General features: G+C 70.2%; 19 protein-coding genes. 10 read left to right on the forward strand and 9 right to left on the reverse strand.

The window, feature by feature from the left end:
• Complete coding sequence (locus EV292_RS09830; RefSeq protein WP_132909031.1) at positions 1 to 1,317, reverse strand: Gfo/Idh/MocA family oxidoreductase; 1,317 nt, start codon at positions 1,315 to 1,317, stop codon at positions 1 to 3.
• Between the two features lie 157 nt (positions 1,318 to 1,474).
• Positions 1,475 to 2,881 (reverse strand): DUF1080 domain-containing protein, encoded by a 1,407-nt coding sequence (locus EV292_RS09835; RefSeq protein ID WP_243693703.1) that lies wholly within the window; start codon positions 2,879 to 2,881, stop codon positions 1,475 to 1,477.
• Positions 2,882 to 3,119: 238 nt separating this feature from the next.
• On the opposite strand from EV292_RS09835, the gene EV292_RS09840 reads away from it, so the two are divergent.
• The 6 genes from EV292_RS09840 to EV292_RS09865 all read left to right on the forward strand — a co-directional run bounded on the left by EV292_RS09840 (position 3,120) and on the right by EV292_RS09865 (position 12,798).
• Positions 3,120 to 3,854 (forward strand): FadR/GntR family transcriptional regulator, encoded by a 735-nt coding sequence (locus EV292_RS09840; RefSeq protein WP_132909032.1) that lies wholly within the window; start codon positions 3,120 to 3,122, stop codon positions 3,852 to 3,854.
• Positions 3,855 to 4,334: 480 nt separating this feature from the next.
• On the forward strand, positions 4,335 to 7,400 hold the full coding sequence (locus tag EV292_RS09845; protein ID WP_132909033.1) for a TonB-dependent receptor: 3,066 nt from the start codon (positions 4,335 to 4,337) through the stop codon (positions 7,398 to 7,400).
• A gap of 40 nt (positions 7,401 to 7,440) precedes the next feature.
• Positions 7,441 to 8,667: a mannonate dehydratase gene (gene uxuA, locus EV292_RS09850; protein ID WP_243693704.1), complete on the forward strand. Its 1,227-nt coding sequence runs from the start codon at positions 7,441 to 7,443 to the stop codon at positions 8,665 to 8,667.
• A complete protein-coding gene (uxaC, locus tag EV292_RS09855; RefSeq protein ID WP_132909034.1) occupies positions 8,664 to 10,076 on the forward strand; it encodes a glucuronate isomerase in 1,413 nt (470 codons plus the stop codon). The genes uxuA and uxaC overlap by 4 nt, the downstream gene beginning before the upstream one ends.
• Positions 10,073 to 11,467 carry a mannitol dehydrogenase family protein gene (locus EV292_RS09860; protein WP_132909035.1) on the forward strand — a complete coding sequence of 465 codons (1,395 nt, stop codon included), beginning with the start codon at positions 10,073 to 10,075 and terminating at the stop codon, positions 11,465 to 11,467. The genes uxaC and EV292_RS09860 overlap by 4 nt, the downstream gene beginning before the upstream one ends.
• A gap of 56 nt (positions 11,468 to 11,523) precedes the next feature.
• On the forward strand, positions 11,524 to 12,798 hold the full coding sequence (locus tag EV292_RS09865; protein WP_132909416.1) for an MFS transporter: 1,275 nt from the start codon (positions 11,524 to 11,526) through the stop codon (positions 12,796 to 12,798).
• A gap of 42 nt (positions 12,799 to 12,840) precedes the next feature.
• Here EV292_RS09865 and EV292_RS09870 read toward each other — a convergent pair whose 3' ends face one another.
• Genes EV292_RS09870 through EV292_RS09890 form a run of 5 tightly spaced genes read right to left on the reverse strand, consistent with a single transcriptional unit; the run spans position 12,841 to position 16,316 of the window.
• Complete coding sequence (locus tag EV292_RS09870; RefSeq protein ID WP_132909036.1) at positions 12,841 to 13,170, reverse strand: protealysin inhibitor emfourin; 330 nt, start codon at positions 13,168 to 13,170, stop codon at positions 12,841 to 12,843.
• Positions 13,170 to 14,249, reverse strand: coding sequence for a M4 family metallopeptidase (locus EV292_RS09875; protein WP_132909037.1), 1,080 nt, complete (start codon positions 14,247 to 14,249; stop codon positions 13,170 to 13,172). Before EV292_RS09875 ends, EV292_RS09870 begins: the two co-directional genes overlap by 1 nt.
• Before the next feature lie 20 nt (positions 14,250 to 14,269).
• Positions 14,270 to 15,055, reverse strand: coding sequence for a hypothetical protein (locus EV292_RS09880; protein ID WP_132909038.1), 786 nt, complete (start codon positions 15,053 to 15,055; stop codon positions 14,270 to 14,272).
• Positions 15,056 to 15,065: 10 nt separating this feature from the next.
• On the reverse strand, positions 15,066 to 16,079 hold the full coding sequence (locus EV292_RS09885) for a hypothetical protein (RefSeq protein ID WP_132909039.1): 1,014 nt from the start codon (positions 16,077 to 16,079) through the stop codon (positions 15,066 to 15,068).
• Positions 16,080 to 16,112: 33 nt separating this feature from the next.
• A complete protein-coding gene (locus tag EV292_RS09890) occupies positions 16,113 to 16,316 on the reverse strand; it encodes a hypothetical protein (RefSeq protein WP_132909040.1) in 204 nt (67 codons plus the stop codon).
• On the opposite strand from EV292_RS09890, the gene EV292_RS09895 reads away from it, so the two are divergent.
• A complete protein-coding gene (locus tag EV292_RS09895) occupies positions 16,300 to 17,160 on the forward strand; it encodes an NAD(P)-dependent oxidoreductase (RefSeq protein ID WP_132909041.1) in 861 nt (286 codons plus the stop codon). The genes EV292_RS09890 and EV292_RS09895 overlap by 17 nt on opposite strands.
• A 78-nt stretch (positions 17,161 to 17,238) precedes the next feature.
• On the opposite strand, the gene EV292_RS09900 is transcribed toward EV292_RS09895, so the two are convergent.
• Both EV292_RS09900 and EV292_RS09905 read right to left on the reverse strand, forming a co-directional pair.
• The gene (locus EV292_RS09900) at positions 17,239 to 17,622 is read right to left on the reverse strand and encodes a hypothetical protein (RefSeq protein ID WP_132909042.1); all 384 of its coding nucleotides are present in this window, start codon (positions 17,620 to 17,622) and stop codon (positions 17,239 to 17,241) included.
• Between the two features lie 72 nt (positions 17,623 to 17,694).
• Positions 17,695 to 18,756: a phosphatidylinositol-specific phospholipase C1-like protein gene (locus tag EV292_RS09905; RefSeq protein WP_132909043.1), complete on the reverse strand. Its 1,062-nt coding sequence runs from the start codon at positions 18,754 to 18,756 to the stop codon at positions 17,695 to 17,697.
• A gap of 196 nt (positions 18,757 to 18,952) precedes the next feature.
• On the opposite strand from EV292_RS09905, the gene EV292_RS09910 reads away from it, so the two are divergent.
• The 3 genes from EV292_RS09910 to EV292_RS09915 all read left to right on the forward strand — a co-directional run bounded on the left by EV292_RS09910 (position 18,953) and on the right by EV292_RS09915 (position 25,104).
• Positions 18,953 to 22,186, forward strand: coding sequence for a glycoside hydrolase family 2 TIM barrel-domain containing protein (locus tag EV292_RS09910; RefSeq protein ID WP_132909044.1), 3,234 nt, complete (start codon positions 18,953 to 18,955; stop codon positions 22,184 to 22,186).
• A gap of 81 nt (positions 22,187 to 22,267) precedes the next feature.
• Complete coding sequence (locus tag EV292_RS22610; RefSeq protein ID WP_165927075.1) at positions 22,268 to 22,432, forward strand: hypothetical protein; 165 nt, start codon at positions 22,268 to 22,270, stop codon at positions 22,430 to 22,432.
• Between the two features lie 245 nt (positions 22,433 to 22,677).
• Positions 22,678 to 25,104, forward strand: coding sequence for a TonB-dependent receptor (locus EV292_RS09915; protein ID WP_243693705.1), 2,427 nt, complete (start codon positions 22,678 to 22,680; stop codon positions 25,102 to 25,104).
• Positions 25,105 to 25,135: the final 31 nt, after the last annotated feature.

The raw sequence follows: 25,135 nt of genomic DNA on the forward strand, positions 1-25,135 counted from the left end.
TCAGGCGCGTACCTCCCAGCCGGGCTCATAGTCGACCGACCAGAGCTTCTGCGCCGCCGCCTCGCTGGGCTTGCCGGTCGCCGGGTCGACCGTGAGCGACCCGCCGGTGCGATAGGCCATGTTGCCGAGGTGGCACAATGTCGTGCTGATATGCCCTTCCTGGATCGGCGAGTGGAGCGCCTGCTCCTGCCCGCGCACCACCGCGAGGAAGTTGGCGGCGTGGAGCACGTCGAGCGCGCCCTCGCCGACCGTGCCGGTGGTCTCCGACTCCGCCGGCGCCTTGACCTCGCGCAGCTTCTTGCCGGCGAGATCGTACAGCTCGAAGCCGTTGCGATCGACCACCGCCGCGCCCTTGGTGCCGAGCAGCAACGTGCCGCGCCCGCGGCCGTAGCGCAGCATGCCGTTGCAGCTCTCGCCGTCCCAGCGGATCACGCGCCCGTCGTCATAGCCGAGCGTCAGCGCGAGCGTGTCGTACATCTCCCAGTCGTCGCCGCGGAAGAAGCGGCGATCGCCGCGCGCGGTCACGGTCTTGGGATAGGTCACGCCCATCAGCCAGCGCGCGACGTCCAGCTCGTGCATCGCGTTGTTGCAGATCTCGCCGGTGCCGTACTTCCAGAACCAGTGCCAATTGTAGTGGACCAGGTTGGAGCGATACGGCCCGCGCGGACGCGGCCCCTGCCACATGTTCCAGTCGAGGTTGGGCGGGGGCGCGATCTCCTCGCCCTTGCCGATCGACTTGCGGTTGTTGGCGTACCAGGTCTGCGCCTCGTAGACGTCGCCCAGCTCGCCGGCGCGGATCAGATCGAGCAGCTGGCGCGTCTCGATGCTGGAGCGCTGCTGGTTGCCGACCTGGAGCACGCGCCCGGTGCGCTGCTGCGTGGCGATCAGCGCCTCGCCCTCGGCGGGGGCGATGCCGATCGGCTTCTCGATATAGACGTTGCGCCCGGCGTCCATGCCGTCGATCGCGACCTTGGCGTGCCAGTGATCCGGCGTCGCGACGGTGACGACGTCGACGGTCTTGCGGTCGAGCAGCTTGCGATAGTCGCCGACGGTCTTGACCTTGGTGCCGCTCCGCTCGGCGAACTCGGCGGCGCGCTTGGCGAGCACGGTCGAGTCGACGTCGGCGAAGTGCGTCACCTGGACGTTGGGCTGTTTCGCGAAGGCGCTCATATGCGCCTGGCCGCGGCCGTTGACGCCGACGATGCCGACGCGGATGCGGTCGTTGGCGCCCTTGATCTGCGCGTAGCTCTTGGCGGTGAACGCCAGCGCGCCGATCGTCGCGGCGCCGCCCTTGATCATCGTTCGACGGTCGAACATCGTGGTGCCTCCCCTGGGGTGGGTTATCATCTTAACTTCTTCTGTTCCCCGGCGCAGGCCGGGGCCCAGATGGGAAAGCTGGCGTGAGACTCGCCCGCGTCCCCCGACTGGGCCCCGGCCTCCGCCGGGGCACGCTCTGGAGAACGGCCAATCTGCATCAGAACCTGCGCAGCTTGATCGAGCGGAAGTCGACCTTGTCGCCGTGGTCCTGCAGCAGGATGGCGCCGTCCGCGGTCTCGCCGAAGCCCGCCGCCTGCGCGAACTTGCTCTGCGCGATCAGCGCCTTCAGCTCGGCCGAGCCGCGCTCATACTCGACCACCTTGAAGCCGTTGAGCCAATGCTCGACGTGGTTGCCGCGCACCAGCACGGTGGCGCGGTTCCACTCGCCCGGCGGGTTGGCGCGCTTGCCCGGGCTGTCCGGGTCCGAGAGGTTGCGCGCCGGGATCAGGTCGTACAGCGAGGCGAGCGTGCGGTTGCCGTCGCGCCCCATCTTGGCGTCGGGATGGCGCGCGTCGTCGAGCAGCTGATACTCGAAGCCGACGCTCGACACGCCGCCGTTCGGCCCCGGCGGCAGCAGATATTTGATCCCGCTGTTCGCGCCCTCGGACAGGCGGAAGTCGACCGACAGCTCGAAATCCTTGTAGGTCGCGGCGGTGGCGATGTCGCCGCCGCGCGCGGCCTCGCTGGCGCTCTTCTCCACGGTCAGCATGCCGTTGGCCATGGTCCAGCCGTTCGCCGGGAAGCCGCCGCCCTTGGCCGCGCGCCAGCCCTTCGACGAGCGCCCGTCCCACAGCAGGGTCCAGCCGGCGCGGCGCTCGGCCGCGGTGAGCGCGTTCGACTGCCAGCCCTGCTGCTCGAGGCTGTTCTCGGGCATGGCGTAGCGTTTCGGGTCCTGCGTGATGATGCGCAGGCCCTTGAACCGCACCTCCGGCCCCTTGGCGGCGACGTCGTCGGGCAAGGCGTGGACTTGGAAGGCGAGGAAGCCGCGCGCGTCGGTGTCGTCGACGATGTCGGCGGCGGGCACGCCGTTGATGAAGGTGCGCAGCCGGTTGCCGATCGCCTCGACGCGATAATGGTTCCAGTCGCCCGAGCGGAAGGCCTTGCGCGCCGCCTCGTTGCGCCCGAGCGTGTAGAGCCACTGGCGGCGCTGCTCGTCGTACAGTCCGGCGCTCCACGCGCGCGACGAAGGGTCGATCTCGGCCTGATAGCCGAAGACGACGCCGTTGCGGTAATCGGAGCGGCTCTGGCCGCGGATCATCATGCCCGAGTTGAGCGTCGGATCGGTCTTGGCGTCGAACTCGACGATGAAGTCGCCGTAGAGCTGGTCCGAGACGAGCCAGCTGTTGCCCTTGCCGACCACCGCGCGGCCGACCAGTTCGTCGCCGACCACCTCATAGGTGGCGTTGCCGCCGGTGCGGTGCCAGCCGGCGAGGCCGGGCTTGGGCATCAGGTCGCGCCACGGCGCGGCGGCGTCGCGCGCCTGCGCAGGCGCGGCGGTCGCCGCGGCGGGGAGGATGCTCGACGGCAAGGCGGCGATCGCCAGCAATGCGAGTGTGCGGACCACTTTCTCTCCCCTCGTCCATGTCACGGGCGCTCGTTCCCGATCGCCTTATAGGCGATCGACGCGGCGTTCTCATGACCCATGGCCTAGATCGTGGTCGGACCACATGCAAGTCTGTTGTCAGGCATTTTGTTGCCGATGCGTCGACAGAGCTTGACGGGGCGCCCGGCCGGGAAGAGGACAGGGAGGCGGGGGCGGTAAGCCGCGGGCGCCGCGCCGGATTAAGGGGGAGGCGAGTCGCTTGGCCGAGCATGGCGGCAAATTGTACCGCAAGATCGTGCAGTCGATCGTCGCCGACATCGCCGCGGGGATCTATCCGGTGGGCGCGCGGCTGCCGGCCGAGCGCGACCTGACCGAGCGGTTCGGGGTGAGCCGCCCGACGATCCGCGAGGCGATGATCGCGCTGGAGATGCAGGGGCTGGTCGAGGCGCGCAAGGGCTCGGGCGTGTTCGTGCTCGCCGCCGCCACCCCGCACGTCGAGCAGGAGCTCGACATCGGCGCGTTCGAGATCACCGAGGCGCGGCGGCTGCTCGAGGGCGAGGTGGCGGCGGTGGCCGCGACCGAGATCGACGACGAGCAGCTCGCCGAGTTGCGCGCGCTGCTGGGCGACATGGCGCGCGACGAGGTGGCGGAGGAGGCCGACCGGCGCTTCCATATCGCCATCGCCGAGGCGACCGGCAACGCGGTGATCATCTCGGCGGTGACCGATTTCTGGGACATGCGCTTCCGCTCGCCGCTGGCGCGCGAGGTGCTGCTGAAGGCGGGGAGCCTCGGCACCGAGAGCCGGCTCGCCGAGCACGGCCGCATCCTGGCGGCGCTGGAGGCGCGCTCGCCGATCGACGCACGCAACGCCATGCGCGACCATCTCAGCCGCGTGATCGACTATCTGCTCGACGTCACCGAGACCGAGGCAGTGGAGCGCGCGCGCAAGGAGACCGACCTGCGCCGCCGGGCCTTGGCGCGGCGGACGGTATAGGGCGGTTCAAGATCCTTCCCGGCAAGGGAGGGGCGTCGGTAGAGGAGCTCTCCACCAGCGAGCCGTCTCGGATGAGTCTCTCTGCGATCCTCCCGAGTGGATCCTTGCGGCCTTCCCGGAGCGCTCTTCACCATCCGTCATCCCGGACTTGTTCCGGGATCCACCCGTCCGCGACAGCAACGCCTGACGAGTATGCGGCACGGTGGATCCCGGACCAAGTCCGGGATGACGGAAGAGTTTCGTCGGAGAATGTGACCCGCGTACCGCCGCTCCACCCGCTTGTGAGTGTTTCGCTACCTGCCAGAGCGAGCAGCGGTAGGGGAGCCACATTTTCCTACAATCTGGTCAGGCCAGTTGCCAGACAGGATCGCAGCTGGTAGCTCTCCCACATCAGCCGCACGCCGCAGAGACGGTGGCGGCGTCACCGGCGCGCAGCGAACTCCAGATGAGCGCGCGCGCATTGGAAGAGGGGATGTGGGCATGCACCGTCGCCACAAATGCGCTCTGTTCGTGTCGTCGAGCGCGCTCGCCGCGCTGATCGCGGGCGCCGCCGCCGCGCAGGCCGCGCCGCAGGACCAGCCGCCGCCCTCCGCCACCGGCGATGTCGTCTCCGCCGGCGCCCCCGCCGCGCCGCCCGCGACCGACGCGCAGGGCACGCAATCGCCCGTGCAGGAAGGCGGCGAGGCGCAGATCAACGACATCGTCGTCACCGGCTTCCGCGCCTCGCTCAACAGCGCGCTCAACCAGAAGCGCAGCGAGACCGCGGCGGTCGACAGCATCGTCGCCGAGGACATCGGCAAATTCCCCGATTCGAACCTCGCCGAGTCGATGCAGCGCATCCCCGGCGTGGCGCTGTCGCGCGGCGACGGCGGCGAGGGGCGCAACATCTCGGTGCGCGGCCTCGGCGCGCAGTTCACGCGCGTCCGCATCAACGGCATGGAGGGCGTGTCGCAGGTCAGCGGCAGCGATATCCGCGGCGGCGTCGCCACCGGCCGCTCGTTCGACTTCGTCACCTTCCCCACCGAGATCTTCTCGGCACTCTCGGTGCGCAAGACCACCTCGGCCGACGTCGAGGAGGGGTCGCTCGGCGCCACGGTCGACCTGCGCGCGCCCAAGCCGTTCGACCAGAAGAAGTCGTTCGTCTTCTCCGGCACCGCGCGCGGCATCTACAACGACATCAAGAAGGACGTCGATCCGCGCCTGTCCGCGCTCGTTTCCAAGCAGTTCGGCGACACGTTCGGCGTGCTCGCCAGCGTCGCCTATTCCAAGCGCCGCATCGACGAATATGCCTATTCGGCGGTCGATGTCGTGCCGACCACGGTCTACGGCCTCGCCCAGCCCAACGGCAGCGCCAATGCGGGCGTGATCTTCCCCTTCTGCACGCCCGTCGGCTACACCTACAAGGGCGGTGCGGTGAACAGTCCGGGGATCGGCTATACCCAGCCGAGCGGCGCCTCGATCGGCTCGGACGCCAACAATTGCAGCACCAACAACCCGCGTACCGGCACCCAGGCCGCTTATGACTATATCATGAGCCGCACCGGAGTGAACGGCCGGCCGGGCGGCGGTGTCTACCTCCCCCGCCTGCCACGGCCGGTGAAGAGCAGCCAGGATCAGCAGCGTCTCGCCGGATCGCTGACCTTCCAGTGGAAGCCGAGCGATAACACCGACATCTCGCTCGACGGGCTCTACTCGCGTTTCAAGGTCAACCGGCTCGACACCTATTTCGACGCGCGCTCCTTCGGTCGCGCGATCTCGAACAACGGCCAGCCGCTCACCTCCGTGCGCGATATCGAGGTGGACGACAACGGCTCGCTGATCCACGGCCTGTTCGACGGCGTCGACCTGCGCTCGGAGATGCAGAACGAGCGCTTCACCTCGGAATATAAGCAGGCCAACCTCAACTTCGATCATCGCTTCTCGGACAGCTTCAGACTGTTCGGCCTGGTCGGCATCAACCAGTCGAAGCTGGATACGAACCGGCTTCAGGTCGCGATCGACTCGAACGACACGCGCGACTGGTCGATCGATTTCCGCGACAATCCCGATATCCCCAAGATCGGCTATGGCATCGACACGACCAACCCGGCGCTGTTCCAATACGGCCCGCCGCTCGCCAACGGCGACCAGCGCGGCCAGCTCTCCAACTTCATCCGCCGCAACACGATCGTCAGCAAGACCTTCGAGCTCAACGGCGACTGGAAGCCGACGCAGGGCTTCACCGTCCAGTTCGGCGGCCAGTATCGCACCAACAAATATACCGCGCGTGAGCGTCAGCTCGCCACCAACACCCCGCTGACGCTGCCGAGCGGCGTGTCGATCGCCGATTTCAGCTTCGTCACCAGCGGTGTCGGCAAGAACCTCGACGGCCAGCTGCAGGACTTCGTCTCGATCGATCCGGACAAGTTCCGCGACGCGGTCGGGCTCGACAGCTACGTCTATTGCAGCATCGAGTGCGCCAAGGGCACCTACGGCGGCGTCGACGAGAAGTACAAGTCGGGCTACGCGATGGTGAAGTTCGACACGCAGGACATCCTGCCGTTCACGCTGCGCGGCGACGCCGGCGTGCGCTACGTCCACACCAGCCTCGACACCTACGGGCCGATCACCACCGCGGCGCCGGCAGGGTCGACCTATCCGTCGCAGTTCGTGATCTCCGAGGTGAGCCGCTCCTATGAGGACTGGCTGCCGTCGATGAACCTGGCGCTGGACGTCACGCCCAACCTGGTGGCGCGCCTCTCGGCGGCGCGCGTCATGTCGCGCCCGTCCTACGGCCAGCTGATCCCGGCCGGTTCGGCCAATCTGGTGATCCAGACCGCCTCGTTCAGCAACCCGTTCCTCGAGCCGATCCGCGCCAATACCTTCGACGCCGCGCTGGAATGGTATTTCCGCCCCGGCTCGCTGCTGTCGGTGGCGTATTTCTACAAGAACATCGAGACCTACATCCAGACGACCAGCACCAGCCTGGCCTTCCAGGACATCGGCCTGCCGCTGACGCTGCTCAACGGCACGCAGCTGCGCCCCACCGACCAGTTCACCGTCCAGCGCAGCAACAACACGCCGGGTGGCCCGCTGCGCGGCTTCGAGGCGAACGTGCAATTGCCCTTCACCTTCCTGCCGGGCTTCCTCAGGAACTTCGGTGCGTTGGGCAACTTCACGCGGGTGCGCTCGAACATCAACTACATCATCTCGCCGACGCTCTCGCGCACCGCGCCGCTGGTCGGCCTGTCGCCCGAGACCGCGAGCGGCACGCTCTATTATGAGGACAGCCGGTTCAGCATCCGCTCGACGGTGAACTATCGCTCGTCCTTCCTCACCGCGGTGCCGAGCGGCTCGGTCGACGCGGACTCCACCTCGAACGCCAGCTCGATCTTCGTCGACGCCTCGGCCTCGTACAACCTGACCGAGAACGTGAAACTGATCGCCGAGGTGCAGAACATCACCAACGAGACCAACCGGCTCACCGTCGACACGGTGCGCAAGGACCCGCTCTACACCGCCTATTTCGGCCGCACCTTTGCGCTGGCGGTGAATTTCGTGTTCTGAGCCGCGGATGATGTTTCGGGGCGACAGCGAGGACGGGCGGATGGCGCGACACGACGGGCGGATGCGATGGATGACGCAGACGATGCGGTGGTTCGGGCCGTCCGACCCGGTCGCGCTGCGCGACATCCGCCAGACCGGCGCGACCGAGGTCGTCACCGCGCTGCACGAGGTGCCCAACGGCGCCGTGTGGAGCGCGGCGGCGATCGCCGAGCGGCGCGCGACCATCGCCGCGGCGGGGCTCGGCTGGACCGTGGTGGAAAGCCTGCCGGTCCACGAGGAGATCAAGACGCGCGGGGCCCGCTGGGACGAGCTGGTCGACGCCTATCGCACCAGCCTGCGCCATCTCGCCGCCGCGGGCATCCGGGTCGTCACCTATAATTTCATGCCGGTGCTCGACTGGACCCGCACCGACCTCGGCTGGGAACTGCCCGACGGCGCGCGCGCCTTGCGCTACGACCATGAGGCGGCCGCCGCCTTCGACCTCTTCCTGCTGCGCCGCGACGGCGCCGAGCGCGACTATGCCGCCGACTTGATCGAGCGCGCCGAGCGCCGCCTCGCCGGCATGGACGAGGACGCGCGCCGCCGGCTGACGCGCAACATCATCGCCGGCCTGCCGGGCAGCGAGGAGAGCTTCTCGATCGAGGACTTCCGCGCCGCGCTCGCCAGCTATGATGGGGTGGATGCCGCCGCGCTGCACGCCCATCACGTCGCCTTCCTCGAGGCGGTCTGCCCGGTGGCGGAGGAACTCGGCCTGCATCTGGTGGTCCATCCCGACGACCCGCCCTTCGCGCTGTTCGGCCTGCCGCGCGTGGTGAGCACCGAGGCCGATGTCGCCGACCTGTTCGCGCGCGTGCCGAGCCGCGCCAACGGCCTGTGCTTCTGCGCCGGCTCGTTCGGGGCGCGACCCGACAACGATCTGCCCGGCATGGTCGACCGGCTCGGCGAGCGGATCGGCTTCCTCCATCTCCGCTCGGTCCAGCGCGAGAGCGGCGACGCTCGTGGGGGAACGTTCCACGAGGCGGCGCACCTCGAGGGGGATGCGGGGATGACCGCGATCGTCGCCGCGGTCCACCGCCTCCAGCAGCGCGAGGATCGCTCGATCCCGATGCGCCCCGACCACGGACACCAGATGCTCGACGACCTCTCGCGCGTGACCAATCCCGGCTACTCGCTGCTCGGCCGGATGCGAGGGCTCGCCGAACTGCGCGGCGTGGAGCGCGGCGTCGCGCACGCCACCGCCGACGCGCGCGCGGGGGCATTGGCATGACGCGCGCGCTCCGCCTCCACCCCGACCGGCTGTTCCCGAGCGACCCGACCCAGTGCGACATCGCGCGCGCGCTGTACGCCGAGATCGGCGCGCTGCCGATCGTCAGCCCGCACGGCCACACCGATCCGCGCTGGTTCGCCGAGGACTCGCGCTGGCAGAACGCGACCGAGCTGCTGCTCGCGCCCGATCACTATGTCTTCCGCATGCTCTACTCGCAGGGCGTCGCGCTCGACGATCTCGCCATCCCCTCGCGCGCCGGCACGCCCGCGACCGACCCGCGCTCGGCGTGGCGCGTCTTCGCGGACCATTATCACCTCTTCCGCGGCACGCCGTCGCGGCTGTGGCTCGACCATGTCTTCGCCGAGGTGTTCGGCTTCGAGGTCGCGCTGGAGGCTGGCACCGCCGACCTTTACTATGATCGCATCAACGAGCAGCTGGCCACGCCCGCCTTCCGCGCGCGCGCGCTGTTCGATCGGTTCGGGATCGAGTTCCTCGCCACCACCGAGGGCGCCGACGATCCGCTCGAGTCGCATCGTCAGATCCGCGACTCGGGCTGGGGCGGTCGCGTCGTCACGACCTATCGCCCCGATGGCGTGATCGACGTCGAGCACGAGCAGTTCCAGCCCGCGATGGCGCGCTTCGCCGAGCTGACCGGCGAGGACGTGTGGAGCTGGCCAGGCTATCTCGCCGCGCACCGCAAACGTCGCGCCGACTTCCGCGCGGCGGGCGCTACCGCGACCGACCACGGTCACCCGAGCGCGCGCACCGCCAACCTCTCCGCCGCCGAGGCCGAGGCGCTGTTCGGCCGCATCGCGAACGGCGAATGGGACGCGGCGGACGCCGAGCTGTTCCGCGCGCAGATGCTCACCGAGATGGCGAAGATGAGCGTCGAGGACGGCATGGTGATGCAGCTGCATCCCGGCTCCTTCCGCAACCACAACCGCCAGCTGTTCGCGAGCCACGGCCGCGACAAGGGCGCCGACATCCCGATGCGCGCCGATTTCGTCAGCGCGCTCCAGCCGCTGCTCGACGTCGTCGGGAACGACCCGCGCTTCACGCTGATCCTCTTCACGCTCGACGAGACCACCTACGCGCGCGAGCTGGCACCGCTCGCCGGCCATTACCCGTGCCTGCGGCTGGGGCCGGCGTGGTGGTTCCACGATTCGCCCGAGGGCATGCTGCGCTACCGCGAGATGACCACCGAGACCGCCGGCTTCTACAACACCGTCGGGTTCAACGACGACACGCGCGCCTTCCTCTCGATCCCGGCGCGGCACGACGTCGCGCGGCGGATCGACTGCCATTATCTCGCGCGGCTCGTCGCCGAGCATCGGCTCGAGGACTGGGAGGCGGCCGAGCTGGCGCGCGACCTCACCGTCGGGCTGGTGCGCAAGGCCTACAAGCTGTGAGTGGCGCGGAGCGGCTGTCGCCGGCCACCGCCGACCGGCTTCCCGACAGCATCGAGCGCCCCGGCTACGATCGCGCGGCGCAGCGGACCGGGATCGTCCATCTCGGGCTCGGCGCCTTCCACCGCGCGCACCAGGCGGTCTACACCGACGCGGCGATGTCGGCGGGCGACCGCGATTTCGCGATCACCGGCGTGTCGCTGCGCTCGCCCGCGGTGGCCGAGGCGCTGCTGCCGCAGGACGCGCTCTACACGGTGACGCAGCGCTCCGCCGCGGGCGAGCGGATCGCGCTGGTGGGCGCACTGCGCGAGATGCTGGTGGCGCCGCGCGACGGCGAGCGGCTGCGCGCGGTGCTCGCCGCGCCGGGTACCTCGATCGTCACGCTGACCGTGACCGAGAAAGGCTATCACCGCGGCCCCGACGGCGCGCTCGACCTCGCCTCGGTCGAGGCGGCGGGCGGCACGATCTACCATCATCTGGCGCGCGCGCTCGCGGATCGCCGCCAGTCCGGCGCCGGCGGCCTCACGCTGGTGAGCTGCGACAATCTCGCGCACAACGGCGCCGCGCTCGCGACTTCGCTCGGCGCCTGGCTCGATCGCACCGATCCCGGGCTGCGCGCGTGGTTCGAGGCGGAATGCGCCTGTCCGTCGACGATGGTCGACCGCATCGTCCCGGCCGCGCGCGACGCCGACCTGGAGCGCACCGCCGCCGCGATCGGCCTGTACGACGCCGCCGCGGTGACCACCGAGCCGTTCATGCAATGGGTGATCGAGGACCGGTTCGCGACCCGCCGCCCGCGCTGGGAACTGGCGGGCGCGCAACTGGTCGCCGACGTCGCGCCCTATGAGTTCGCCAAGCTGCGCATGCTCAACGGCGCCCATTCCGCGCTCGCCTATCTCGGGCTGGAGCGCGGGCACCAGTTCGTCCACCAGGCGGTGGGCGATCCCACGATCCGCGCCATCGTCGAGCCGCTGATGCGCGACGAGGCGGCCGCCAGCCTCACCCCGGCGCCGGAGCAGGACCTCGGCGCCTATGCCGACGCGCTGTTCGCGCGCTTCGCCAACCCGGCGCTGCCGCATTCGCTCATCCAGATCGCGATGGACGGTTCGCAGAAGATCCCGCAGCGCTGGCTCGCGACCCTGCGCGCCAATGCCGCTGAAGGGCGCCGCTGCCCGGCGATCCTGACCGCGCTGGCGACGTGGCTGCGTCACGTCCGCGGCGACGGTGCGCCGGTCAACGATCCGATGGCGGAGCGGCTCGCAGCGCTGTGGCGCGAGGTCGGCGAGGGCGGAGTCGTCTCGGCTTTCTTCGGCGAGCGCGGGCTGTTCGCCGATCACTGGCAGGCCGACGCGGAGGACCGCGCGGCGCTGGACGCGCGGTTGCGCGAGGGTTGAATCAAGCGGGCGGCGGGTGTCGCCCCGGGGAGGGTCGAGTGAGTTCAGCAGCTGAGATGAGTCCGCCGGCGGTGGCGCCGCGCGGGCGCGTGCGCTGGGTGATCTGCGCCCTGCTCTTCTTCGCCACCACGATCAATTACATCGACCGCCAGATCATCGGCATCCTCAAGCCGACCTTGCAGACCGAGCTGGGCTGGACCGAGGTCGATTATGGCATGATCGTCTTCTGGTTCCAGGCGGCCTATGGGATCGGGCTGCTGGTCTCGGGCGCGGTGATCGACCGGATCGGCTCCAAGATCGGCTATGCCGCGGCGATCACGGTGTGGAGCCTCGCCGCGCTGTTCCACGCGCTCGCACGCAGCCCGGGCGGCTTCGCGCTGGCGCGGTTCGCTTTGGGGCTGGGCGAGTCCGCCAACTTCCCCGCCGCGATCAAGTCGGTCGCCGAGTGGTTCCCGAAGAAGGAGCGCGCGCTCGCCGCGGGCATCCTCAACGCCGGCGCCAATGTCGGCGCGATCGCGACCCCGATCGTCGTGCCGATCATCGCCATCAGCTACGGCTGGCAGGCCGCCTTCATCATCACCGGGCTGCTGGGATTCGCCTGGCTGGCGGCGTGGCTCGCTTTCTATCGCGCCCCCGCGCAGCACCCGCGCGTCTCGCCCGAGGAACTGGCCTATATCACCTCGGACCAGCACGCCGACGAGCTCAACGCCGCGGCGCCGCGCCCGTCCTGGGCATCGCTGTTCCGCCACCGCGGCACCTGGGCCTTCGTCGTCGCCAAGTTCCTGACCGACCCGGTCTGGTATTTGTTCCTGTTCTGGCTGCCCGACTTCTTCGCCAAGCGCCACGGGCTCGACCTCAAGACCTTCGGCCCGCCGCTGATCGCGGTCTACCTGCTCGCCGACGTCGGCAGCATCGGCGGCGGGTGGCTGTCGTCCTGGCTGATCAAGCGCGGCTATAGCGTCAATGCCGGGCGCAAGCTGGCGCTGCTGGCGAGCGCGATCCTGGTGCTGCCGATCTTCTTCGCCTCGACCGTATCCAGCCTGTGGGCGGCGGTGGCGATCATCGGTGTCGCGGCGGCGGCGCACCAGGGCTGGTCAAGCAATCTCTACACGATGGTGTCGGATACCTTCCCGTCGCGCTCGGTCGCCTCGGTGATGGGCATCGGCGGCGCGGCGGGCGCGGTCGGCGGCATGATCATGGCGCGCTACGTCGGCGAGGTGCTGGAGACGGTCGGGACCTACGTGCCGGTCTTCGTGTGGGCGGGGAGCGCCTATCTGGTGGCGCTGCTGCTGGTGCACCTGCTCGTGCCGCGGCTCGAGACCACAAGCTGAGCCAGCCGGCGTGTGGCGCGCGCCGACGGGCGGCCGCGGCCCTCAGCCGCGCTCGCGCGTGATCCGGCGGACGGTCGAGACCAGCGCCGCGAGCGCCGGGTCGCGGATCGGCTCCGCCACCTGAAGCTCGCGGCTGCGACCGTCGATCGTCAGCCCGATCGTATAGGTGCGCGCGTCGGGGCGCGGGGCGGCGGGCTCGGGCGTGCAATCGAAGAAGGCCGCGGCGTCCGCCAACCGCGCCAACTCGGCACGCTCGGCGCCCGGCAGGCGCTCGAGCGGCACGCACCGGTCGCTCGCGCGGCCGGGCAGATGCGCGAAGCCGCCCTCCACCCGCATCCGCGCCTCGCCACCGCACCCCGCCTCGTCCGCCATCAGCTCACTCCGACGCCGCTCCATGCCTCGGCGACCGCGGTCGCCTCGGTGCCAGCCGGGCCGTACAATCGCCCGGCCACGTCCACCGTCACGCGCGCGAATCCGGCGAAATCGGTGTTGGGCCGGACATTGGGGTCCAGCAACGCATTGTACCAGATCGTGCCGGCGCGGTCCCATGCCTTGCCGCCGATCGCGGTGGCGGCGAGATAGAAGGCGCGATTGGGGATCCCCGAGTTGATATGGACGCCGCCATTGTCCTGGTTGGTGCGGACGAAATCGTCCATGTGCGCGGGCTGCGGGTCCTTGCCGAGCACGGGATCGTCATAGGCGGTGCCCGGCGCCTTCATCGATCGGAGCGCGCTGCCCGCGACCTGTGGCGTGAACAGGCCCTCGCCGATCAGCCAGTCGGCGGCGGCGGCGTCCTGGCCGAGCGCATGCTGTTTCACCAGCGCGCCGAACACGTCCGAGATGCTCTCGTTGAGCGCGCCCGACTGGTTGACATAGGCCAGCCCCGCCTCGCGCTCGGTCACGCCGTGCGTCAGCTCGTGCCCGATCACGTCGAGCGCGAGCGTGAAGCGGTTGAACAGCTCGCCGTCGCCGTCGCCGAACACCATCTGCGTGCCGTCCCAGAAGGCATTGTCGTAATCCTGATCGTAATGGACCGTGGCGTCGAGCGGCAGCCCGGCGTCGTCGATCGAGTTGCGGCGATAGGCCTCCCAGAACAGCGCGAAGGTGGCACCCAGCCCGTCATAGGCCTCGTCCACCGCGGGATCGCCCGTGGCGGCGTCACCCTCGCGCCGCACCACGGTGGCGCCGGGCGCCTCGGGCCGGTTCCCGGCGTCGCGGATGGTGCGACGCGGTCCGGGGGTGGGGACATTCCCCGCCGCGCTGCGCAGCCGCGCGACGCTGCCCAGCACCGGCCCCGCGGTGGCGGCACGCACGAGGCGGATCGACGGGTCGATCATCAGCGCGCGGATCGCTTTGCTGCGCAATTCGGGCGGGCCGTTCTCGGCGATGCGCGAGAGGATGTACGGCGGCAGGATACAGTGCAGCGAGTGGCGGTGCGCGAGCGTACACATCGGCGTGTCTCCCATGGTGATCAGCGGCGGGCGCGGCGCAGCGCGAGCGGCACGAGCGCGACCCAGATGATGGTGACGAAGGCGAGCAGCTGGCGCGTCTGCTCCGCGCCCCCCGGCAGATAGCCGAACCCGCCGAGCGCGGCGGCGTAGAGCAGGAACGACAGCAGCGACACCGCGATGGCAGCGACATCGGCTCGGCCGCCGGCATCTTGCGTACCGAACCAGCGCAGCGCGACGACGAACAGGCCGATCACCGCGATCAGGATCAGCCGCACCGCGCGATCGCTCCCCGCAATGCCGTCGGCGAGCGGGTAGAGCGCCACCGCCTCGACGGGGAACAGTTTGGCGAGGCTGGTGTAATAGGGCTCGGTGTCGGTCGGCGCCGCCGGCGTGACGGTGACCGTGCGCCGCTCCTCGCGCGCGACCGTCGAACCGAGGCGCAGCGCGCCGCGAAGCATCGGTACGGCGGGAGCGGGCGCCGCCGCGTCGGGACGATCGGCGCGCAGCGCCTCGGTCGCGCGTGCCACCGCGGCGGCGTAGCGCTCTACCGCGAGATCGGTCGGCATCAATCCCTCGCCCTCGCGGCGCGCCTCGGCCGCGCGATCGAGCACGCGCGCGAACACGGGAGCGTCGCCGGGAACCGTGACGAGCGTCGCGGCGAAGCGGTCGAGCGCGTCGCCCAGCCCGGTGCGCAGCCCGAACAGCCGGTCGAAATAGCGCGGCAGGAATCGCCCGTCGGCGACGTGCGCCTGGAGCTGGTCGGCCAGCGCGGTGGCGGCGGCGAGCGCCTCGGCGTAGCGGGTCATGGCATGTTCCTCACAGCGGGCGCGCGATCGCGGCGACCAGACCGAGCGCGCGCGCGACGCGATCGAGGTTGAGCCGCGCGATGGCGCGGCGCTGCGCGGCGCTGGGGTGGCGTGACAGCGCGGTGCGCAGGTCGGCCTGCGCGGTGGCAGCGAGCGCGATCGCGTCCGCCACCGCGGCGGCGCGCTCGGGTCCGGTGCGCGCCGCCTCGCGCGCGGCGAGGATCCGCGCGGCGAGCTGCTCGCGCTGCTCGGGCGTCAGATCGGTGCGGTGGCGCAGATAGGTGCGGAACAGCGCGTTGCCGTACAGATCGTCGGCGTTGCGCGCGGCGGTTCGCCCCCAGCCATCGACCTGGGCGCGGAGCTCGGCCAGCGCGCGATCCACCACCTCGCCGCGCTCGACCACCAGCGCGCGCACCGCGCCGGCCTGCCGCGCCTCGCGCGCCAGTTCGGCGGCGAAGGCGGCGAGCGCGATCAGCCCCCCGCCGCGCGGGGAGGCGGGATCGACCCCCGCGATCCCCGCCGCGGTGGCGACGCGGCCGACGCGTTCGGCGAACGCGGTCACTTCCGCCGACACATCGGTGTCGGGCGCGGCGACGATCGTCGCGAGCGCCTCGGTATAATCGCCGACCGCGGCGAGCAGCGCGACGCGCGGCTCCAGCACCGCGCGCGGGCTGGTGCCGAGGTCGATGGTGAGCGCGGCATAGCCGGGTGCGACCGCCTCGCCCTCGGGGCAGAGCGGGGCGGGAGGCGGCGCGGCGACCGTGGGCACCTGGATCCGCAGCGGGGTGGCGGGCAGGCAGCTCGCGTCGCTGGCGACCAGCGCGGCGGCGGCGTCGCGGCGGCGCTGCTCGACCGCGTCGAGATAGGCGGCGGTGGCGGCCACCGCCGCGCGCCCGCTGGAGGACACGGCCCGGGCGGCGTCGATCCGCACCGCATTGGCGGCGCATCCCGCGAGCAGCAGCGCCGCGGCGAGCGCCACGGGCGGGACGATGCGTGCGGCCGGGGGTGGGGCAGGGCGACGCATGGCGGCTGGCTTACCTCCCTTCTACGAACGAGATCACCGAATCGGGTCACGCCGTTCGCCGACCATGTTCCATGCCTGTTCCGTGTAGGACAGCGCAAAGCGCTGGACCGCGGGAGAAAAGCCGCGCGCCGCCGGCCGAGCGCGATCGGCGCGGCGCGGCGGGAACGTTGCCGGGGCCGCCGCGCTTGGGGGGAAGTCGCGCGCGGCGAGGAGAGAGCGCATGAAGATCGGGTTCATCGGGCTGGGGCAGATGGGGAGCGCGATGGCGCGCAACCTGATCGCGGCGGGGCATGAGGTCAGCGTGTGGAACCGCTCCGCCGACAGGGTCGCGCCGCTGGTCGCGGCAGGCGCGCACGCCGCGGCCTCGCCGGCCGAGGCGGCGGGGGGCGAGGTGGTGATGTCGATGCTCGCCGACGATCGCGCGGTGGAGGCGGTGGTATGGGGCGAACGGGGGATCGCCGCGGCGCCCGCGCTCCACGTCTCGCACAGCACGATCGGAGTGGCGCTCGCCGAACGGCTGGCGGCGGAGGCCGGACCCGGCGGCTATGTCTCCGCCCCGGTGTTCGGCCGCCCGCCCGCCGCCGAGGCGGGCAAGCTGTTCGTCGTGGCTGGGGGCGACACCGCCGCGCTCGACCGGGCACAGCCGTTGTTCGACGCGATCGGCCAGCGCACCTTCCGCGTCGGCGCGCGCGCGCCCGCCGCGAACCTGGTGAAGCTCAGCGGCAATTTCATGATCATGGCCGCGGTCGAGGCGATGGCGGAGGCGATGACCCTGGCCGAACGCGGCGGCGTCGAGCGCGGCGCCCTGCTCGAGATATTGACCGAGACCCTGTTCGGCGCGCCGATCTACCGCACCTATGGCGCCCTGCTGGTGGAGGATGCGTTCCGCCCCGCCGGCTTCACCGCGCCGCTCGGGCTCAAGGACATGACGCTGACCGACGCGGCCGCGACCGCCTATCGCGTGCCGATGCCGCTGCTGGGGATCGTGCGCGACCATCTGCGCAGCACGATCGCCACCGAGGGCGAGGACATCGACTGGGCGGGCATCGCGCTGACGCTCCGGCGCGGGGCGGGGCTGTGAGGCAATGATCGCAGCGCTGGTGTCGCACCGCGCCGCACCTATCGCGCGGGACGGCACGGCGGCGGTGGTCGACCCGCCCTAGGCGGCGACCCATTCGGCGCCGAACAGCCACGCCTCGGCCTGCTCGATCGTCTCGAAATAGCAGGCTTCGCGCTCGGCGGCGGCGCGGCGGATCTGCGAGCGTGCGAGCGAGCGCGCCACCACGAAGGCGAGCCGGCGCGAGGCGTGGCGCGGATCGGCCAGCACCGCACGGAATTGCGCGACGCTCTCCTGCGCCTGGATGTCCATCTCGCGGATATCGACCAGCGTGACGTGCGCATTGGCGTCACAGGTGAGCCGCGCGTGCGCCGCGTCGCGCGCGGCGACGAAGCGCGCGATCGCCGGTGCGTCGAAGAAGCCGGCCATGGTGATCCGCACGAACGCGCGCGGCACGTCGACGTCGATGAGGAAATCCGCGGTCATAGCGCGTGACGATAGGCGAGATCAGGTAAAGACCGGGTTAGCTCGGCGATCGAGGCGGCGCGGCGGCCCAAGTCAGCGCTCGCTCACCGCGCAGCCCTTCGGCCGCCGCACCGGGTTGCAGCGCGCCACGCCACCGCCGGGCAGCGCCACCTGATAGCCGCCGGGAAAGCGCGGGTCGGGCCAGAGATAGTCGGTCGACACAAAGTGCGCCCCGCTCGCCAGCGCGGTGTCGCGGCGGCGCGTGTCGTTGCTGCGCGCCTCGCGCGTCTCGGCGTCGGCGCGGGTGCGCACGAGATAGCCCGCGGCGACGTCGCGGCGGATGCGCGCGGCGTCCGCCATCGTCTCGTTGAGGGTGAGGTAGGCCGCCGCGGGCGAGTCCTCGTCGGTGTTAATGAAGAACACGCGCCCCTCGAGCGAGCGCCGCGCGCCGCGGTACAGCGCCACCTTCGCGGGCGTCTCGTCCAACGCGAACAGGATCTTGCCGCGCGCCTGCTCGAGCGTCGGCCAGTTGTTCGCCCGCACCGCGTCGCGGAGCGTCGGGTAGCGGCCCTGGACGTCGTCGGGGGTGATCAGCTTGGCCGGCGGCAGCACCGCGCGGATCTCGGCGTCGAGCGCGTCGTAACCGGCGGCGTCGGGCACGATCGAGTCGATCCCGCCGCGCGCCGCATTCTGCTCGTCCTTGACGTTGAACATCAGCATGATCGGCACGTGGCGCGGATGCGCGTCGGACCAGCGGCGGATGATCGTCAGGCAGTCGGTCAGCAGCACGCAGCTCGACGAATTGTCGATGCCGGGGATGTGGAGCACCTTGTAGCCCGGGCGGCGCAGCGCCGGGTCGTCCGACCCGCGCGCGTAATGGCCGCCCTGCGGATCATAGTTGACGTCGATCTCGAGCTGGCGCGCGCCCTTGTCGAGCTGCTCGTTCAGGTCGCGGTGCGCATAGTCGAGCGCCTCCGCCAGTTTCGGGTCGGCGGCGCGCAGCCGCGCCATCGTCGCGGCGGGCATCGCGCGCTTGTAGCTGTTGTGCGTGCCGATCACCTGCACGTCGTTGAGTCGCAGCGGCGCGGCGTCGCGTGCGGCGGCCGGGGCGGCGAGGAGGGTGGCGAGCGCGAGCGCGCGGGCGAGACGGATCATGCGCGCCGCCCTAGGAAGCGCGCGTGAAACTGGCGTGACACCCTCGGCCGGCGCCCGAGTCTCTGCCGTCGCTTAGCAATGGTTTGCGATCAACATCAGCGGTTTGCCCGAGATCGCTTGTGCCGGCGCCGCGTAGTATTATTGTCAGACAACAAGAGGGCGGCGACAGGCCGTCCTTAGGGGGAGGAAAGAGGGAATGCGCTCGTTGTTGCTCGCCGGCGTCGCCGCCGCGTCGCTGGTCATGCCGCTCGGATCGGGGGCGGTGGCGCAGGGCCTGCCGCAGGTGCAGCCGGTGCAGGTCGATCCGTCGCGGCCCGACTGGGAGAATCCTGCGGTCAACGCGCGCAACAAGATGCCCGCGCACGCCACCGGCTTCCCATACGAGACGCGCGCGCTCGCGCTGGCGGGCGAGGAGGCGCGCTCGTCGCGCTACGTCGCGCTCGACGGGACGTGGAAGTTCGCGCTGTCCCCCAGCTCGGACGACCTGCCCGCGGGGTTCGAGAAGCCCGACTTCGACGTCGCGGGCTGGAAGGACATCAAGGTTCCCGGCGACTGGCAGGCGCAGGGCTTCGACCAGCCGCGCTACAACAACGTTACTTATCCCTTCCCGGCCAACCGCCCGCTGATCCCGCACGCGACCAACCCGGTCGGCTCCTACCGCCGCGACGTCGACGTGCCCGCGGGCTGGCAGGGCAGCGACGTGATCCTCCACATCGGCGCGGCGGGCTCGGCCTATGAGGTCTGGGTCAACGGCGAGAAGGTCGGCTATTCCGAGGACTCGAAGCTGCCGAGCGAGTTCGACGTCACCCGCTTCGTCAAGCCGGGGCGCAATATTGTGGCGATCCAGATCCACCGCTGGTCTGATGGCAGCTACCTCGAGGATCAGGACTTCTGGCGCGTCTCGGGGATCGAGCGCTCGGTCTATCTGCTCGCCGCGCCCAGGACGCGCGTGCGCGACGTCTTCGTCCACGCCGGGCTCGACGACGCCTATCGCGACGGCAAGCTCGCGGTCGAGGTGGCGGTGGGCGGCACCGCCGCCGCGAGCGCGCGCTACGTGCTGATGGACGGCGATCGCGTGCTCCAGCAGACGCGCGCCGCGGTGGCGGCGGGGTCGGGCGAGCGCAAGGTGACGCTGAGTGGCACCGTGGCGAAGGTGCGGCCGTGGACCGCGGAGACGCCCGACCTCTATACGCTGCTGGTCGAGCTGTACGACGCCAAGGGCGCGCTGATCGAGTCGAGCGCGCGCCGGATCGGCTTCCGCACCGTCGCGATCATCGACGGGCGCGTGACGGTGAACGGCAAGCCGATCACGATCCGCGGCGTCAACCGCCACGAGCACGACCCGGAGACCTTCCACACCATCACGCGCGAGTCGATGGAACGCGACGTGCAGCTGATGAAGCGCAACAACATCAACGCGCTGCGTATGTCGCACTATCCCAACGACCCGTATATGTACGAGCTCGCCGACCGCTACGGCCTGTATGTGATGGACGAGGCCAATGTCGAGAGCCACGCCTATATGGAGGCGGGCAACAACCATCCCGACGATCGCGCCAAGCTCCAGATCGGCTTCGACCCGGCGTGGAAGGACGCGCATGTCAGCCGCGTCACCAACATGATCGAGCGCGACAAGAACCATGCCTCGATCATCTTCTGGTCGCTCGGCAACGAGGCGGGGATCGGGCCGAACTTCGAGGCGGGCGCGGCGGCCGCCAAGCAGCGCGACCCGTCGCGGCTGCTCAGCTATCTCGGCTGGGGCACGTGGGAGGGCGTCCACGACCATCGCCCCAATTACTTCGCCGATATCTACGCGCCGATGTACGACACGGTCGAGAAGATGCGCGACTATGCCGTCAACTGGCGCTTCAAGCAGCCGATGATCCAGTGCGAATACGCGCACATGATGGGCCAGACCGGCGGCAACCTGAAGGAATATTGGGACACGATCTACGCCCACCCCGACAAGCTGCAGGGCGGCTTCGTGTGGGACTGGGTCGACCAGTCGATGTACCGCTACACCAAGGACGGACGGCGCTACTGGGGCGACGGCGGCGAGTACGGCCCCAACCCAGGCGGCGACATCGAGTTCGGCGACGGGCTGCTCCAGTCCGATCGAACGCCCAACCCGCAGCTTTACGAGCTGCGCAAGGTCTATGCGCCGGCGCAGTTCGACGGCTTCGATCCCGCCACCGGGCGCGTGACGGTGCGCAATCGCCACGACTTCCGCGACCTGTCGGGCTTCAGCTTCGACTGGGAGCTGGAGGAGGACGGTGTCCCCGTCGCCAAGGGTGCGCTCGCGCCGCTCGCCACTCCCGCGCGCGGCGCGGAGACGATCGGCCTGCCGCTCACGGGCTATCAGCGCCGCGCGGGCGCCGAATATTTCGTCACAGTCAACGTCCGCGCCAAGGAGGGCGCGATCCCCGGCGTGGCAGGCGGTACCTTGCTCGGCTTCGAGCAGTTCCAGGTGCAGCCGGGCGCGACGACCGCGCCCGCCGCTGCTACGGCAGCGGTAGCGCTCAAGCAGGCGAGCGGCGCGGTGACCCTGTCGGCGAACGGCGCGACGCTCACGATCGATCGCGCCACCGGGCTGGTGCGCGACTATGCGCAGGGCGGGCGGACGCTCGCGAGTGGCGGCGCGCCGCATTTCTGGCGCGCGGTGACCGACAATGACATCGGCATCGGCACCGATCGCAAGCTGGCGATGTGGAAGGCGATGAGCGACGCGCGCCGGGTCACCGCGGTGCGCAGCGCGCGCACCGACGCCGGTGCCGAGGTCACGGTCGACTATGCGCTGGGCGACGGCGCCGCCACCTTCACCACGCGCTACGCCATGGCGGCGGACGGCAGCGTCGCGGTCGACGGCCAGTTCACGCCGGTGAAGACCGACCTGCCCGCGCCGTTCCGAGTCGGGCTCGCCTTCGCGATGCCGACCGACGTCACCGAGGTGGAATGGTACGGGCGCGGGCCGCACGAGAGCTACGTCGATCGGAAGACCTCGGCGCCGATCGGGCTGTGGCGCGGCAAGATCGCCGAGCAGAACCACGACTTCATCCGCCCGCAGGAGACGGGCAACAAGGTCGACGTGCGCTGGATGGAGCTCTCCGGCAGCGGGCGCGGCGTGCGCGTGCAGGGCGACCAGCCGCTGATGATGAACGCGCTGGCCTTCCCCTATGCCGATCTCGACCGTCACACGCCGGGCACGTGGAAGTCGACCGACGTGGTGCCGCACGGGCAGGTGACGCTGCTGGTCGACTCGGCGCAATGGGGCGTCGGCGGTGATACCGAGTGGAGCCAGGCAGGCCTGCCGATGCCGCAATACCGCACGCGGCTGGAGCCGACGCGCGTGACCTTCCGGCTCACCCCCTTCGCGGGCGAGGGCACCACGCCCGACCGCGCGCGCCCGGCGAGCGCGACCGGGGAGGATTGATCGCGCTCCGTCGCATCGCTTCGGCGCCACCGGCGTTGACCCGGTGGCGCCGCGAGCGACGGCGCGACGAGGAGAGCGATCATGGCAACCAGCGTGCGCGAGACGTGGCAGAAGGAGCTGCGCATCCTGCTCGACCGGGTCGAGCACCACCCGTCGGCCGACCTCAGCGAGGAGCGCCAACGGATCGTGGTGCTCCAGCAACTGATCCGCGGCGGCACGGGCGATCCGCCTCAACATCCATCTTGAGTAATGACGCGAAATGGCGAGACGTCGCGCGATCGTCGAGAAACTTAAGTCTATAGAATAGCTTGCGAGCAGATGCCGCGAGCGTTGCTGGTATGATACTGCAACGCAATCGTTAAACTTGCGCAACATAGAGGTGGCCCGTACAAAAAAGGGGTCGCCTAATGAAACTCGTTACTTTGCTGGTACTTGCATCGGCTGCGCCGGGAGCTCTCTGTGTTCCGGCGGCCAGCGCGCAACGCGCCGATGTGCCGGCCGACAATGCCGACGACAAGGACACGACCGCCGATCCCCGGCAGCCGCATCGCGACGTCGTCGTCACCGCGGTGGCGCGCGGGCGTGACCGGCTCGACACTGCGGTCTCGACCAGCCAGCTGCTCGCCAGCGACATCGATAAGATCGCCCCCCGCTCGGTCGCCGAGATCTTCCGCAACATCCCCGGCATCCGCTCGGAGAGCTCGGGCGGCGAGGGCAATGCCAATCTCTCGATCCGCGGGCTGCCGATGGCGACCGGCGGTGGCAAATACCTGCAACTGCAGGAGGACGGCTTGCCGGTCGTCGAATATGGCGACCTGGTCTTCGGCAATGCCGACGTGTTCCTGCGCGGCGACTTCAATCTCGCGGCAGTGGCCTCGATCCGCGGCGGGTCCGCGTCGACCTTCGCGTCCAACTCGCCCGGCGGGGTCATCAACCTGATCTCCAAGACCGGCGAGCAAGAGGGCGGCGCGGTGCAACTGCTCACCGGGCTGGATTATGGCGAGCATCGGCTCGACATGGACTATGGCGGGCGGCTGGGGCCCGACTGGCGCTTCCACGTCGGCGGCTTCCTTCGCCAGGGCGAGGGGCCGCGCCGCGTCGGCTATGACGGCAACCGCGGCGGTCAGATCAAGCTCAACCTGACGCGCGAGTTCGCGGGCGGCTATGTCCGGCTCTATGGCAAGACGCTGAACGACCGCGCGATCAGCTATATGCCCAATCCGGTGCGCGTGACCGGCAGCGACGCCGATCCGCACTATCACAGCCTGCCCGGCTTCGACATCGCGCATGACGCGCTCGCCTCGCGCTATGCGTTGCGCAACGTCACCCTGGACGGCGCCAACCGCCGCAGCGTCCACGACCTGCGCGACGGCATGCACCCCGTGGTCAACGCCGTCGGGCTGGAGGCACAGGCGACGCTGGCCGGCTGGACCGTGATCGACCGTTTCCGCTTCACCAGCATCACCGGCCGCTTCATCGCCAACTTCCCCGCCACGATCGCCGGCGCGGGCGACATCGCCACCGCCTTGGCGGGACCGGGGGCGACGCTGCGCTACGCCACGGGCGCGCAGGCCGGGCAGCCGGTCAGCGACCCGCGACGGCTCGGCGGCGGCAATGGCCTGCTCGCCGAGAACATCGTCTTCGACGCGAAGCTCAACAGCTTCGGGAACGTCTTCAACGATCTGCGCGGCAGCCGGGTCGACGCGATCGGGCGCGGCGAGCTGACCACCACCGTCGGCTTCTATCGCTCGCGCCAGCGGGTCGCGACCGACTGGTTGTGGACCGCCAACCTGCTGGAGGTGCGCGGTCGCGGTCAGGCGGCGCTGATCGACCTGTATGACGCGCAGGGTGTGGCCGAGACGCAGGACGGCTTCTACGGCTATGGCGCGAGCTTCTTCGGTGATTGCTGCCGGCGCCGCCACCGTGTCGACTACCGCACCAACGCGCCGTTCGGCTCGCTCAACTATCGCCTCGGGCGCGTCTCGATCGGCGCGAGCGTGCGCTACGACACGGGGGATGCGGCAGGGTTGATCTATGGCGCCGACCTCGGCGGTGACCGGGTCGGTCTGACCGCGCGCGACATGAACGGGGACGGCACGATCGCGCGCGCGGAGCGACGCGTCGCGGTATTGCCGCTCGGCAGCCCCGCGCCGGTCTTCTACCGCTGGCACTATCTGTCCTACTCGACCGGGATCAACTGGCGGGTCGCCGAGCCCTTCGCCATGTTCGCGCGCTACAGCCGCGGCGCGCGCACCAACTCGGACCGGCTGCTGTTCGGCCCCGGACTGGACGTCGCCACCGGCGCGCTGACCAACAGCCGCGCCGCGGTGGACCGCGTCGAACAGGTCGAGGGCGGCCTCAAATACCGCCATGACGCGACACGCCTCGACCTCACCGGCTTTTGGGCGCGCACCGGCGAGCAGAACGGGCAGATCACCACGCCGGGCTCGTTCATCGACCGCATCTATCGCGCGCATGGCATCGAGGCCGAGGGCGCGCTGACGCAGGGGGTGTTGAGCCTCACCGCTGGGGCGACCTTCACCGACTCGCGCATCGCGGTGGATCAGATCAATCCCGGCTATGTCGGCCATGTGCCCCGCCGCCAGGCGCGCTTCATCTTCCAGACGACGCCCGAACTGACACTGGGAACGATCGCGCTGGGGGCGAATGTGGTGGGCACCACCAGCAGCTTCGCGCAGGACGAGAACAAGCTGCGGATGCCGGGCTTCACCACGGTGAACGCCTTCGTGGACTGGCAGCTGAACCGGCGGGTACAGCTCTCGCTGAGCAGCAACAACGCCTTCGACACGTTGGGCTTCACCGAGTCCGAGAACGGCAGCATCCCGCCCGGCGGCATCGTGCGTGCGCGCTCGGTCAACGGGCGCACCACCTCGCTGGCGCTGCGGCTGCTGCTCTGAGCGGCGCGCTCCCGCGGTGACGGATCGTCGC

It is taken from the genome of Sphingomonas sp. BK235 (genome assembly GCF_004345855.1).
In the GTDB taxonomy this organism is placed as follows: Bacteria; Pseudomonadota; Alphaproteobacteria; order Sphingomonadales; family Sphingomonadaceae; genus Sphingomonas.